The organism is Kribbella sp. NBC_00889 (assembly GCF_045207705.1).
GTDB lineage: Bacteria > Actinomycetota > Actinomycetes > Propionibacteriales > Kribbellaceae > Kribbella.
The window spans coordinates 3,447,105-3,460,010 of sequence record NZ_CP108783.1; the positions used below are offsets into that span (position 1 = coordinate 3,447,105).

14 protein-coding genes are annotated in these 12,906 nt (G+C 69.5%); 7 read left to right on the plus strand and 7 right to left on the minus strand.

What is annotated here, in order from left to right; genetic code table 11:
- Nucleotides 1–29 precede the first annotated feature (29 nt).
- The 3 genes from OG817_RS16755 to OG817_RS16765 are packed head-to-tail and all read left to right on the plus strand — an operon-like array spanning nucleotide 30 to nucleotide 2,132.
- Nucleotides 30–1,259, plus strand: coding sequence for an MFS transporter (locus OG817_RS16755; RefSeq protein ID WP_406055705.1), 1,230 nt, complete (start codon nucleotides 30–32; stop codon nucleotides 1,257–1,259).
- Between the two features lie 4 nt (nucleotides 1,260–1,263).
- The gene (locus OG817_RS16760; protein ID WP_406055707.1) at nucleotides 1,264–1,899 is read left to right on the plus strand and encodes an RNA polymerase sigma factor; all 636 of its coding nucleotides are present in this window, start codon (nucleotides 1,264–1,266) and stop codon (nucleotides 1,897–1,899) included.
- On the plus strand, nucleotides 1,896–2,132 hold the full coding sequence (locus tag OG817_RS16765; protein WP_396390151.1) for an anti-sigma factor family protein: 237 nt from the start codon (nucleotides 1,896–1,898) through the stop codon (nucleotides 2,130–2,132). Before OG817_RS16760 ends, OG817_RS16765 begins: the two co-directional genes overlap by 4 nt.
- On the opposite strand, the gene OG817_RS16770 is transcribed toward OG817_RS16765, so the two are convergent.
- From OG817_RS16770 to pgsA, 4 genes are read right to left on the minus strand one after another with little or no spacing between them, the layout of a single operon-like run.
- Nucleotides 2,133–2,282, minus strand: coding sequence for a hypothetical protein (locus OG817_RS16770; protein WP_406055709.1), 150 nt, complete (start codon nucleotides 2,280–2,282; stop codon nucleotides 2,133–2,135). It abuts the gene before it with no gap.
- Between the two features lie 8 nt (nucleotides 2,283–2,290).
- Entirely contained in the window at nucleotides 2,291–3,394 is a 1,104-nt protein-coding gene (locus tag OG817_RS16775) for a glycosyltransferase family 4 protein (protein WP_406055710.1), read from the minus strand.
- 10 nt (nucleotides 3,395–3,404) lie between these two features.
- Complete coding sequence (locus OG817_RS16780) at nucleotides 3,405–4,274, minus strand: phosphatidylinositol mannoside acyltransferase (protein WP_396390149.1); 870 nt, start codon at nucleotides 4,272–4,274, stop codon at nucleotides 3,405–3,407.
- A 3-nt stretch (nucleotides 4,275–4,277) separates the two neighbouring features.
- Complete coding sequence (gene pgsA, locus OG817_RS16785; RefSeq protein ID WP_406055712.1) at nucleotides 4,278–4,997, minus strand: phosphatidylinositol phosphate synthase; 720 nt, start codon at nucleotides 4,995–4,997, stop codon at nucleotides 4,278–4,280.
- A 93-nt stretch (nucleotides 4,998–5,090) separates the two neighbouring features.
- Between pgsA and OG817_RS16790 the strand changes: the two genes are divergently transcribed.
- Complete coding sequence (locus OG817_RS16790) at nucleotides 5,091–6,086, plus strand: hypothetical protein (protein ID WP_406055714.1); 996 nt, start codon at nucleotides 5,091–5,093, stop codon at nucleotides 6,084–6,086.
- A gap of 5 nt (nucleotides 6,087–6,091) precedes the next feature.
- Here the strand turns inward: OG817_RS16790 and OG817_RS16795 are convergent, their stop codons facing one another.
- Both OG817_RS16795 and thrS read right to left on the minus strand, forming a co-directional pair.
- Nucleotides 6,092–6,697, minus strand: a complete 606-nt coding sequence (locus tag OG817_RS16795) for an HIT family protein (RefSeq protein ID WP_406055716.1) — start codon at nucleotides 6,695–6,697, stop codon at nucleotides 6,092–6,094.
- Nucleotides 6,694–8,715, minus strand: a complete 2,022-nt coding sequence (thrS, locus tag OG817_RS16800) for a threonine--tRNA ligase (RefSeq protein WP_406055718.1) — start codon at nucleotides 8,713–8,715, stop codon at nucleotides 6,694–6,696. The genes OG817_RS16795 and thrS overlap by 4 nt, the downstream gene beginning before the upstream one ends.
- A 203-nt stretch (nucleotides 8,716–8,918) precedes the next feature.
- Here thrS and OG817_RS16805 point away from each other — a divergent pair, with 203 nt between their 5' ends.
- Genes OG817_RS16805 through OG817_RS16815 form a run of 3 tightly spaced genes read left to right on the plus strand, consistent with a single transcriptional unit; the run spans nucleotide 8,919 to nucleotide 11,268 of the window.
- A complete protein-coding gene (locus tag OG817_RS16805) occupies nucleotides 8,919–9,836 on the plus strand; it encodes an ATP-binding cassette domain-containing protein (protein WP_406055720.1) in 918 nt (305 codons plus the stop codon).
- Nucleotides 9,833–10,483 carry a DedA family protein gene (locus OG817_RS16810; protein WP_406055722.1) on the plus strand — a complete coding sequence of 217 codons (651 nt, stop codon included), beginning with the start codon at nucleotides 9,833–9,835 and terminating at the stop codon, nucleotides 10,481–10,483. Before OG817_RS16805 ends, OG817_RS16810 begins: the two co-directional genes overlap by 4 nt.
- On the plus strand, nucleotides 10,480–11,268 hold the full coding sequence (locus OG817_RS16815; protein ID WP_406055724.1) for an ABC transporter permease: 789 nt from the start codon (nucleotides 10,480–10,482) through the stop codon (nucleotides 11,266–11,268). The genes OG817_RS16810 and OG817_RS16815 overlap by 4 nt, the downstream gene beginning before the upstream one ends.
- 150 nt (nucleotides 11,269–11,418) lie before the next feature.
- Here OG817_RS16815 and OG817_RS16820 read toward each other — a convergent pair whose 3' ends face one another.
- Entirely contained in the window at nucleotides 11,419–12,882 is a 1,464-nt protein-coding gene (locus OG817_RS16820) for an AAA family ATPase (protein ID WP_406055726.1), read from the minus strand.
- Nucleotides 12,883–12,906: the final 24 nt, after the last annotated feature.

Consider the following 12,906-nt stretch of genomic DNA (forward strand, 5'->3'; position numbering starts at 1 on the left):
GACCGAACACCTCAGCCCTGGGAGTCGTCATGACGCAAGCCATCGCCACCGCTCCTCCCACGCCGTGCGTCGAGCCCAAGAGCGCGCTGCTGCGAAGACGGCTGCTGCCCCTGTGGGTGGCCACCTTCCTGCAGGGCGTGGGGTTCTGGGTGCCGGTCGAGAAGCTGTTCATGAGCGGGATCGGGTTCGATGCGGCCACGATCGGAGTGATGGCGGCCGCGTACGCCGCGCTCGTGCCGGTGATGGAGGTGCTGTCCGGCGTACTCGCGGACCGCTGGTCGCGGCGGGGCGTGCTGATGGTGGCTGGTGTCGCTCTCCTGCTGAGCGTGTTCATCGGCGCGATCAGCCAGAACGTCGTCACCTACATCGTGGCGGCGCTGATCCTGGGGATCTACTTCGCGATGTACTCCGGGACCGTCGAGGCCGTTGTGTACGACGTGGTCGTCGAGGAGACCGGTGACGGTGCGGAGTACGAGCGGCGGATCGGCTGGGTCCGCTTCGTCGAGAGCGTCGCCCTGGTGGGAAGTGCGTTGGCGGGCGGATGGATCGCAGCCGCGCTTTCGCCGCGGGCGACGTACTTCCTCACGCTGCCGTTCGCAGCGCTCTACCTGGTCGCGCTGAGCCGGTTCTGCGAGCCCCGGCTGCATCGGACGGCCGAACGGACCTCGCTCCGGGATCACCTCGTGGTCACGTACCGCGCGATCACCGACCGTGGGCGGTTGGTGCCGATCGCGGCAGCCACCATCATGTCGGCGATGATCTTGCAGGCGATGTACGAGTTCGGTCCGCTCTGGCTGGTCACGCTCAAGGCAGAGGCCGGGTACTACGGACCGTTCTGGGCACTGCTGGTCGGGATGATCGGGGTCGGTGGACTCCTCGCGAGTCTGCTGCATCTCGAGCGACCGCTGCCCGTGGCGATCGTCGTACTCACTATGCTGGCTGCCTGCGTGACCATGACGACCAGCCGCAGCCTGGCCGCATTGACAGCCGCCATGGTCGCGCTGACGCTGCTGCTCGTAGTGATCGGCATCCACCTCAGTCAACTGATGCACGACGCGGTGCCGTCGACGATCCGGACCGGGGTGGCGTCCGGGATCAGCGCCGTCTCGTGGTTGCTGTTCACGCCGTTCGCGCTGATCTTCGGTGCCGTGAGCAAGCACGCCGGCGTCTACGTGTCGGGCTGGATGATCACCGGCGCGGTCGCGCTCGCCGGTGCCGCGCTCGTCTGGGTGCAGCGGCATGCGGTCGCCGTACGCTGAGCCGATGATGGCTGGGCTGCCGTCTGACGACGTACTCCTCGAGCGGTTGCGGACCGGCGACGAGGACGTGTTCGCGCTGCTCCTGGACGGCTGGTCCGGTGGGATGCGGCGGGTGGCGCGCTCGTTCGTGTCGACCGAGGAGTCGGCCGCCGAGGTCGTGCAGGAGACCTGGCTCGCGGTGATCGAGGGCATCGGCGGGTTCGAGGGCCGGTCCTCGCTGAAGACCTGGGTCTACCGGATCCTCACCAACACCGCGAAGCGCCGCGGCACCCGCGAGCACAAGGTCGTGCCGATGAGCAGCATCGACGACCAGGGGCCGACCGTGGACCCGAGCCGGTTCCGCCCGGCGGGCGATCCGTTCCCTGGCCACTGGTGGGACTACCCGCCGGCCTGGCCGTCGCCGGAGCAAGGGTTGCTCACCGCCGAGGTCCGCGCCTACCTGACCGAGGCTCTGGCCGAACTCCCGGAGCGCCAGCGCCTGGTCGTCGTACTGCGGGACATCGAGGGCTGCCCGTACGACGAGGTGTGCGAGCTGCTCGGAATCACGGCGGCGAACCAACGGGTGCTCCTGCACCGCGCACGGGCGTTCCTGCGCGGCAGACTGGAAGAGTTCTACCAGCGGGAAGGTGACGGGTCATGAGCGACCTCGAGTGCCGTGAGTTCGTCGAGCGCGTGACGGCGTTCCTCGAAGGGACCCTGAGTCCCGAGGCGGAGCAGGACTTCGTCGACCACCTGGCCCTGTGCGACGGGTGTGAGCGCTACCTCGACCAGATCCGTCAGACGTCGCAGACCCTGAACGACCTGCCGGGCGAGGGCTTGCCAGGCGACGCCCGCAGCGCACTCCTCAACGCCTTCCGCTCCGGTCGGTCCTGATCAGGGCCGGACGGCGTCGAACAGGCGGTCAGCAGCCTCGGTGTCGCCGGTGGTGGTGAGGCGTCCCTCCTCGACGAGGACCCGCGCCAACGTGTCCGGGTCGGAGTCGATGACGGCGTCGGGCCGATCGTGCGGCTCGCCGCGGGTCATCGCGACGATCACGTCCGGCGGGCGACGAGCTCGTAGACCGACAGGAGCTCTGGCAGCAGGACCGACCAGTCGTACCGAGGTACGGCGCCCAGTCCGGCGGAGCGAAGCTTCTCGCGGTCGTCGGGACTACCCAGGAGTCTGAGTGCACGCTGAGCGAGCTCGTCGGCGCTACCCGGCTCGAACAGCTCGCCCAGGCGGCCACCGTCGAGGACCTGCCGGAAGGCGGCCAGATCGCTGGCCAGGACGGGAGCACCTGCCGCCATCGCCTCGAGCAGGACGATGCCGAAGCTCTCGCCGCCCAGATGCGGCGCGACATAGACGTCCGAGCCGGCCAGCATGTCAGCGCGGGCGTCGTCGTCGATCTCGCCCAGGAAGAGGATGTTGTCGCGGAACCGCCCGGGGACAGCGCGCCGCGCCTCGTCCGCCTGACCAGACCCGGCCAACAGGATCTTCAGCCCCGGCCGCTCCGCGATCAATGCGGGGACGGCCTTCACCAGGACGCCCAGGCCCTTGCGGGGTTCGTCGAGGCGGCCGAGGAAGCTGATCGTGCCGTCGTCGCCCATCCACTCCGCGCGGGGACTCCCCTTGAAACGCGCGGTGTAGAGACCGTTCGGGATCACGACCGCCTCGCCGCCGATGTGCTGGACCATCATCGAACGCGCGTTCTCCGAGACCGCGATCCGGGCGTCGATCTTCTCCAGCGCGGGCCGGAGCAGACTGGCGGCGGCACTCATCGCGCGGGACCGGACCTGCCAGGTGTGGAACGTCGAGACGAACGGGCCGTCGGCCGACCAAAGCGCGATGATCGACGCACTCGGAGTCGTCGGCTCGTGCACGTGGACCACGTCGAACCGGCCTTCGGCGAGCCAGCTCTTCACCCGCGCCGCCGTCCGTGGGCCGAACGTGACCCGCGCGACCGAGCCGTTGTACGGGACCCCGACCGCGCGCCCGGACGAGACGACGTACGGCGGGACCGCGTCGGAGTCGTCGACCGGCGCAAGGACGGACACCTCGTGGCCGACGCCGAGCAAGGCCTCGGCGAGGTCGCGGACATGGTTCTGCACCCCGCCGGGCGTGCCCAGCGAGTACGGGCAGACCACACCGATCCTCACGGAACGATTCTCACTCTTCCAGGAAAATCCTCTGCAGCATGTGCCAGTCCTGGGGGTGCGCGGCGATCCCGGCGGCGAAGGCGTCGGCGCAGCGCTGGGTCATCCCGGCGGTGCCGCCCTCGGGCTCGATGGCGTCGTGGAACGTGATCACGAGCCGAGGCCCGTCGTAGTGCAGTGTCGCCGGGATGAGCGGAGCTCCCGTCCGCAGGCTCAGCGCGGCCGGACCGGCCGGCATCCGCGAGGGACGACCGAAGAACGTCACCGGTACGCCGCGCTCGGACAGGTCCCGGTCGGCCACGAGGCAGACGAACCCGCCCGCCTGCAGCCGCTCGACCAGGATCCCGACGACATCGTGGTCACTGCCGGTCAGCGGGAGAACCTCCATGCCGAGCTTCTTGCGGTACTCGATGAAGCGGTCGAACAGGGACTCCGGCTTCAGCCGCTCGGCCACCGTCGACACCGGCATACCGGTCAGACCTGCCCAGGCGCCGGCGTGATCGTAGTTCGCCAGGTGCGGCAGCGCGCAGATCACGCCCCGGCCAGCCGCGTGAGCGTCGCGGAGCAGCTTCTCGTTGACCGTACGGACCCGGCCGACGACCTCCTGGTCCGACCACTCGGGCAGCCGGAACGCCTCCTGCCAGTAGCGCAGATACGAGCGCATTCCGGCCAGCGTGAGCGCATCCAGCTCCGCCGGTGTGGCATCCGGGCGGACCACTGCCAGGTTTCCGCGCAAGCGTCGTACGCCGCGACCGTTCCGGCGTACGACGTGATCCGCGGCGTGGCGGAACAACCAGGTGACTGTCTTCTCAGGCAGCCGTCGGACCAGCGCCCAGGCGAGGGCGAACGCGAGATCGGCAGCCCGCTGACGGAGGCCGTCCATGCCTCAGTTCTTCGGATCCGGTTCGGCCGGGGGCTCGGTGGCGACAGTGGGCTCGGTCGTGGCCTGGGGCTCTGTCGTGGCGGGCGGCGGGGTGTCGAGGCCGGCGTTGGCGGGATCGGCGAGGACCTGCTTGCGGACCGACAGTGACCGCTGGACCACTGTGATGGTGCTGGCGAGAGCGACCGCCCAGATCACGATCTTCAGCAGGATCGGCAGGTCGAACACGTCGGAGAAGAACGCGATGACCAGGGTGAACACGAGCCGGTCGGCGCGCTCGGCCAGACCACCGCTCGCCTTCAGACCGAGGCTCTCGGCCTTGGCCCGCGCGTACGACGTCACCGCACCCATCACCAGCGCCCACAGCGTGACCGCGGCCATCAGGGTCGAGTCGCCGGCGCGTGAGTTGGCGTAGTACATCACCAGGCCGCCGTAGATCGCGCCGTCGCCGATGCGGTCCAGCGTGGAGTCGAGGTACGACCCCCACTTCGACGACGTGCCCGACGTGCGGGCCATGAAGCCGTCGATCAGGTCCGAGAACACGAAGCAGGTGATGATCACGACGCCCAGCCACAGCTGGCCGCGCGGGAAGAAGATCAGCGCGCCCGCGCACACGCCGATCGTGCCCACGAGCGTGACCATGTCAGCGGTCACGCCGAGCCTGAGCAGAAGTTTGGCGATCGGCGTGATCACCTTGGTCCAGAACTGCCGGAATCTGTTAAGCATGGCGGGCCGATCGTAGTCCAGCCGGATCACCATCCGGTGACAAGCCACGGCGTTCCGCCTGCGACAGACCTGATTTCGCGCGATGCTGACGGGGTGAGGACGCGACGGAGGACACCGCGGCTCAGCCGCGGCGCGCTGGCGAGTGCACTGGCTGGTGCACTGGCTCTGGCGCTGCTGACCTCCGGCTGCTCGGTCGCACGCAAGGCCGACGGCTCCCGTCCGCTCACCGTGCCGACGCAGCCTCCCGCCGTCGTCCCCACCGTCATCGCTCCCCCGCAGGCCGAGGGCCTGGACGGTACGGCGGGGGCACCGGGACCACAGGTGTGTACGGCGATCACCAGAACGCTGACCACCCAGCTGCACGTGCCCGTCACCGCGAAACCGAACGCCTGGAACGATGGCGGCCTGCCGGCTATGGACCTGTGCACGCTGCTTCTCGAGGATCGGGTCGTCACGATCGGTGTCACCGCGCTCCCCCGGCAGCCCGACTCGCTCAACCGGCTGCTCACCGGCGCCGGCAAGGTCGAGCCTCTGACCGAACTCGGACCGAGCGCCCTGATCACCGAGTCCCGGATGGTGTTCACGGTCGGCGACCGGGCGGTCCGCATCACGCCGGCGGGCGGCATCGATCGCAGTACCGCGGACGGCATCGACCGGGCCAAGGCGGTGGCGATCGCGCTGGCGACACGGGACGCCGTACCGACGTCGCTGCGGAACGCTCGGCAGACCGATGCCGCGTGCCAGCTGTCGAACTCGCAGGCCGAGGAGTTCGCCGGGGCGCAGGTGCAGCTGCGGCGGGACTATCGGGTGCGTGGTGCGTTGACGTGCATCTGGGGGACGTACGACGCGACGGTGTCGATCGTCGAGGCGTTCGACCAGCCGACGATCCCGGAGGCGGAGCGGACGCCACCACCGCAGCTCGCGCCGGTCGGCCAGCCCGGCTACTACCTGCCGGACAAGGGCGAACTCGTCTTCCGTCTCGGCCGCCGCGTCGTCCGCGTCACCGGCCTGACGAACCCACCCCGCGTGGTCCCCCTCACCACCCTCCAAGGCATCGTCGACCCGATGATGCCCCTCTTCCTGCGCTGACCCGCCTACGGCCAGGACTTGGCGAGCAGGGCTCTGGTTTCGGACAGGAGTTGCGGCAGCACCTTGGTGTGGGCGATCGCCGGCATGAAGTTGGTGTCGCCTGCCCAGCGCGGCACCACGTGCTGGTGCAGGTGGGCGGCAATCCCGGCGCCGGCGATCTCGCCTTGGTTCATGCCGATGTTGAAGCCGTGCGCGCCCGACACCGTCCGGACCGCCTGCATCGCCTGCCGGGTCAGCTCCGAGACGTCCCTGACCTCCGCGTCGGTCAACTCCGTGTAGTCCGCGACATGCCGGTACGGCACCACCATCAGATGGCCAGGGTTGTACGGGTACAGGTTCAGCACCGCGTACGCCGCCACGCCCCGGTGCACGATCAGCGCGTCGGCGTCCGGCAGCCCCGGCAACCGGCAGAACGGGCAACCCGACCCGGCCGCACCACTGGTCGGCTTGTTCTCCCCCTCGATGTAGGCCATCCGGTGCGGCGTCCACAACCGCATGAACGGATCCGGCACCCCGACCCCGTCCTGCACAACCACCTCATCCGGCGCGTACGGCGACTCCGGTACGCCGCCTTGATCGCCGGCGGACGGTTGGTCGGGGGAATCCGTCATACTTGGACGCGCTTCTGGACGGCCTCCACGATCTCGCTCACCGCGTCGGCGATCGGTACGCCGTTCTTCTGCGTGCCGTCGCGGTACCGGAACGACACCGACCCGGCGGCCATGTCGTCGTCGCCGGCGATCAGCATGTACGGCACCTTGGACTTCTGGGCGTTGCGGATCTTCTTCTGCATCCGGTCGTCGGACGAGTCGACCTCGATCCGGATCCCCTGCACCTTCAGCTGCGCGGCGACGTCGTACAGGTAGTCCACGTGGCCGTCGGTGACCGGGATGCCGACCACCTGGACCGGGGCCAGCCAGGGCGGGAACGCGCCGGCGTAGTGCTCGGTCAGCACCGCGACGAACCGCTCGATCGAGCCGAACAGCGCACGGTGGATCATCACCGGCCGCTGCCGGGAACCGTCCGGCGCGGTGTACTCCAGCTCGAACCGCTCCGGCAGGTTGAAGTCCAGCTGGATCGTGGACATCTGCCAGGTCCGGCCGATCGCGTCCTTGGTCTGGACCGAGATCTTCGGGCCGTAGAACGCGGCGCCGCCCGGATCGGGGACCAGCTCGAGACCGGAGCCCTCGGCAACCTCCCGCAGCGTCTCGGTCGCCTCCTCCCAGACCTCGTCGGAGCCGACGAACTTGTCCGGGTTCTTGGTCGAGAGCTCCAGGTAGAAGTCGTCCAGGCCGTAGTCGGCGAGCAGGCCGAGCACGAAGGTCAGCAGCTTGCGCAGCTCGTCGCGCATCTGCTCGCGGGTGCAGTAGATGTGCGCGTCGTCCTGGGTGAAGCCGCGGGCCCGGGTCATGCCGTGCACGACGCCGGACTTCTCCAGCCGGTAGACCGTGCCGAACTCGAACAACCGCAGCGGCAGCTCCCGGTAGGACCGGCCGCGGGCGCCGTAGATCAGGTTGTGCATCGGGCAGTTCATCGGCTTCAGGTAGTAGTCCTGGCCCTGTTTGCGGATCTGCCCGTCTGCGCCCCGCTCCTCGTCCAGGTGCATGGGCGGATACATGCCGTCGGCGTACCAGTCCAGGTGGCCCGAGGTCTCGAACAGCTGCGCCTTGGTGATGTGCGGGGAGTAGACGAACTCGTAGCCGTCCTCGACGTGGCGCTGGCGGGAGTAGTCCTCCATCACCTTGCGCAGTACGCCGCCCTTGGGGTGGAACACCGCGAGCCCCGAACCGATCTCGTCGGGGAAGCTGAACAGGTCGAGCTCGCTGCCGAGCTTGCGGTGGTCGCGCTTGGCGGCCTCCTCCAGCCGGTTCAGGTACGCCTTCAGCTCGTCGCGCGACTCCCACGCCGTCCCGTAGATGCGCTGGAGCTGCGGGTTCTTCTCGCTCCCCCGCCAGTACGCCGCGGCGGTCCGCATCAGCTTGAAGTTGCCCAGGTAGCCGGTCGCGGGCACGTGCGGGCCGCGGCACAGGTCCTTCCAGGCGACGGAGTCGTCCCGCCGGACGTTGTCGTAGATGGTCAGCTCGCCGCCGCCGACCTCGACACTCGCGCCCTCGGCCGCGTCCGCCGCCGAGCCCTTGATGCCGATCAGCTCGAGCTTGTACGGCTCGGTCGCGAGCTCGGTCCGCGCGTCGTCGTCGGAGACCACCCGGCGGCTGAACCGCTGCCGCTCCTTGATGATCTGCTGCATCTTCTTCTCGAGCTTGCCCAGGTCGTCCGGGGTGAACGGGGTGGGCACGTCGAAGTCGTAGTAGAAGCCGTTCTCGACCGGCGGGCCGATGCCCAGCTTCGCCTCCGGGAACAGGTCCTGCACCGCCTGGGCGAGCACGTGCGCGGTCGAGTGCCGGATGATCGCCCGGCCGTCCTCCGACGACGCCTTCACCGGCTCGATCTCGTCGCCGTCGGCGACCACCCGGGACAGGTCCCGGAGCTCACCGTTGACGCGGGCGGCGATGGCGGAGCGGTCCTGGCCGAAGATTGCGGCGAACAGCTCCCCGATCGTCGTCGTCTCGGTCACACTCCGCTCAGCCTCGCCCTCGACGCCGATCAGATGGACCTTGACTTCCGACACGTTCACTCCTCGAGTTTGCCGACCGGCCGAGATGCTGGTCACGCCACAGATGGTATCGAGTCGCGACCCACGGCCCGACGGCGTATCCACAGGTCCGGCCACCTGACGAAAGTAGGGGGTCGCCGACGCCCATCGTCCGATGTGCCAGGGGTGCCCGGATTCCTAGGTTCGAGTCACCAATCCGTTCCAGAAGGGCCCCCAGCGTGATCACGCTCGAAGGACTCACCAAGAGGTACGGCGACACCCGCGCGGTGGACTCGCTCGACCTGACCGTCTTCCCCGGCCGGGTGACCGGCTTCCTCGGCCCGAACGGCGCCGGCAAGTCGACCACGATGCGGATGATCCTCGGCCTCGACGCACCGACCGAGGGCACTGCCCTGGTCGACGGCCGCCCGTACGCCGACTGGCCGGTACCGCTCACCAAGGTCGGCGCACTGCTCGACGCCAAGGCGCTGCACCCGCGGCGGTCCGCGCGCAACCACCTGATCGCGATGGCCCGGAGCAACGGTCTCCCGGTCAGCCGGGTGGACGAGGTCCTGTCCGTCGTGGGCCTGGATTCCGTCACCGGCAAGCGGGCCGGACAGTTCTCGCTCGGCATGGGACAGCGCCTCGGCATCGCCGGTGCGCTGCTCGGCGACCCCGAGGTGCTGATGTTCGACGAGCCGGTGAACGGCCTCGACCCGGACGGCGTCCGCTGGGTCCGCGGGCTGATGCGCTCGCTCGCGGCGGAGGGCCGGACGGTGTTCGTCTCCAGCCACCTGATGAGCGAGATGCAGCTGACTGCCGACCAGCTCGTCGTGATCGGGCGCGGCCGGCTGATCGCAGACGCTCCGGTCGCGGACGTGATCGCGCGGTCGTCGCGCACCACGGTCGCCGTCCGCGTCCCCGATCGGGCGCACCTCGCCGTACTGCGGGATCGGCTCGTCGCGGAGGCGGAGCGGGTGGAGTCCGCGGACGGCCAGTTGATCGTGACCGGCGTACCGGCGGAGCGGGTCGGAGATCTGGCGTACGAGCTCGGCGTGCGGCTGCACGAGTTGCAGACACAGCGGGCCTCGCTGGAGGAGGCGTACATGGAGCTCACCGCGGACAGCGTCCAGTACGGCGTCGCGGTGGCGTCGTGAGCTCCGCGATCCTGCATTTCGCCGAGGAGTTGATGTCCTCGTGGTGGATCTACCTGGCGCTGTGGGGCTTCGCTGCCCTGGACGGGTTCTTCCCGGCCATCCCCAGCGAGACGCTCGTGGTCACCGCGGGCGTGTTCGTGGCTGCCAACGGTGAACCCAACCTGTACGCCGTGATCGCGGCCGCCGCCGTCGGTGCGTTCGTCGGCGACCACGTGTCCTACGCGCTGGGCCGCGGCGCCGGCGGCCGGCTGCTCGATCGGATGAAGCCCGGGACCAAACGGCACGCGGCCGTGCTGTGGGCTCGACGGGCACTGGCAGAGCGCGGCGGACTCGTACTCGTGGTCGCTCGGTACGTGCCGGGTGGGCGCACCGCGGTCACGTTGACGATGGGATCGGTGCGGTACCCGCTGCGCAAGTTCTCGTCCTTCGCCGCCATCGCGGCCGTCAGCTGGGGCGTGTACTGCACCCTGGTCGGTTACATCGGCGGAAAAGCTTTCGAGGACAACCCGCTGAAGGGCGTGATCCTCGGCATCGGGCTGGCGCTCGCGGTCACGCTGATCGTGGAGGTCGTCCGGCACCGACTGAACAAGAAGAAGCGGGCTCACGTCGAGCCCGAAGCTGAACTCGTGGAAGCAGGTGAGCGGTGAGTACGGCGGTTGTCACCCTGGGGACCGGTCTCCCGGACGCGGTGCGTTCGGAGTGGACCAAGCTGTGGACAGTCCGGTCGAGCTGGCTGAACCTCGCGGCAGCACTCGTGCTGACCACGCTGCTCGGCCTGCAGTTCGGCTTCAACCTCGCCTACACCAGCACCCATCTGGAGCCGGGGCAGGTCGCGCAGACGGAGGCCGTCGGTGAGTTCGGCGCTTCGGTGATCATGATCGTGCAGGTGGTGGTCGCCGCCTTCGCCCTGCTGACCGTCACCTCCGAGTACGCGACCGGCAGCATCCGCTCGACCCTGCAGTGGACTCCAGTACGGCGGAACGTCGTACTCGCGAAGGCGATCGTGCTCGCACCGGTCCTGTTCGTCTACGGCCTGGTGCTCGCCGGCGCCGCAGCTCTCGCCGGCGGCCTGGCCGCGGGCTCGTGGGCCGACTGGAGCGCGAGCGCACTGGCGGTCGACCTGCTGTCGGTCGCCTTCTACGCGACGACAGCCGGGCTGTTCGCAGCCGGAATCGCCTGGGTCGTCCGCAGTACGGCGGGAACACTGACCGTGGCCTTCCTCCTGCTCATGGTCGTCCCGCTCATGCTCGGCCAGAGCTCGATCCGCGCACTCGTGTGGATCGCGGCCCTGCTCCCGGGCGGCGCCGGCCAGAACTACCTGACCGGCACAACCGACCCACTCTCCCCAACCCTGAGCGCGGTTCTCCTGATCGCGTGGGCCGTCCTCGGTCTCGCCCTCGGCTCGCGGATCCTGTCCCACCGCGACGCCTGATCGGCCGACTCGCTACCGGGTTGTCCCATCACTGGCGCCTTATATCCGGTCAGCCGGTACACAACCCGCCAGCGACCCCGTCTGATCCCGTTCCGGTAGGAACGACGAAGTCGCCCGGATCATGAAGGTCCGGGCGACTTCGGCACGGGCTTACCGCGGGACGTTCAGGGCGATGGTGATCTGCTCCGATACCTTTGCTGCCAGCTCCAGGCCTGCGCGGCGGGTGGTCGGCTGGAGGGCGGAGTGGTCGAGCGGGCCTTCGGCCGCGATGTGCTGGTCGGTCGGAATGTCGACGACAGCAGCCGCGCGGGACTCGAAGTACGGCCGGAGCTGCTTCTCGACCTCTTTGTTCACGTCGCCGGGACCGTTCGACACCGCGATCACCGCACGGCGGATCAGGCGCTGCGCCTCCGGGCCCTGGTTGTCGAGCTCCTCCAGCATCTGCACGGCGGCCGCGCAGGACAGGCTCTTCCACTTGATCGGGATGACGAGGGCGTCGGCCGCCTTCATCGCCTCACGCCAGTTGCTGGAGCCCTCGTTGTTCCCGGTGTCGATCACGAGCACCTTGTAGAACCGGCTCAGCAACCGGTGGATCTGGTCGAAGTCCTTGGCCTCGATCTGCGCGTACGTCGTGGTCGCCGAGGTCAGGACGTCGTACTGCCCGGCGACCTGGTGCCGCAGGTATGCCGCCACGTCGCCGAGCCGGGCGTCCGGCTGGGTCAGCATCGGCATCGCCTGGAGCATGTCGGTGACGGTGGACCGGGAGTTCGTGTCGTGCGTGCGCAGGTGCATGTTGCCGCGCAGCTCGTTGTTGTCCCAGGCGACTACGCCACCACCGCGCGCCTGACCGAGCGCACCGGCGAGCACGAGCGTGGTCGGCGTCTTGCCCGACCCGCCCTTGGGGTTGGCCACCACGATCGTCACCGGGCGCCGGAACGCCGTCGCCGCGGTCGCGCGGGCGATCCGCTCCAGCCGCTCGCCGCTGCCCGGACGCAGCTTCAGCACACTGCGGACGCCGCGCTCCGCCGGAGCCTCCCGAGGCAGCGGAAGCGCCTGGATCAGCTCGTCGGTGCGGTAGGAGACTTCACGCTGCTGCGGCACGTTCTGACCGGGGACGCCTTGTGGGAAGAAGTGTTGCGCGGCCGGAGAGAGCTGCTGACCGCTCTGCGCGGGTCCACCGGCCGCCGCCGGAGGGTTCTCCGGGGCGCCGTGGCCCGCGCCGGAGCCCTGGAACGACGATCCGCCGAACACCGGGCTGTTGGGGGCACCCTGCGGCGCCGTACCGCTGTCGCCCTGACCGCCGGCTGCCGGGGCGGACGACTGGTCGTCGGCGCTGTCCGCCTCGGCGTCGTCGGACTCGTCCGGAGTGTCGGACTCGGCCGCCGGCTGCGACCAGGACGGGCTGGGCGGCGGCTGGTTGGGCCGGGACCACGCGTCGCCCGGGAACTCCTGGGAGAGCGCGTCCGGCTGCTCGTCGGGCTTCTCGGGCTCGTCGGCGGGCGCCGTGTTCGGATCCGGCTGGGTCCAGGAGGGCGTCGGTTGCCACATTCTCCGGACCTCGGCCGCCGCCGCTTCCCGGTCCTTGTGCTGTCCGGAGTTGTGCGAGTCGGTCACGACCTGGGTCCCCGATTCTGTCAG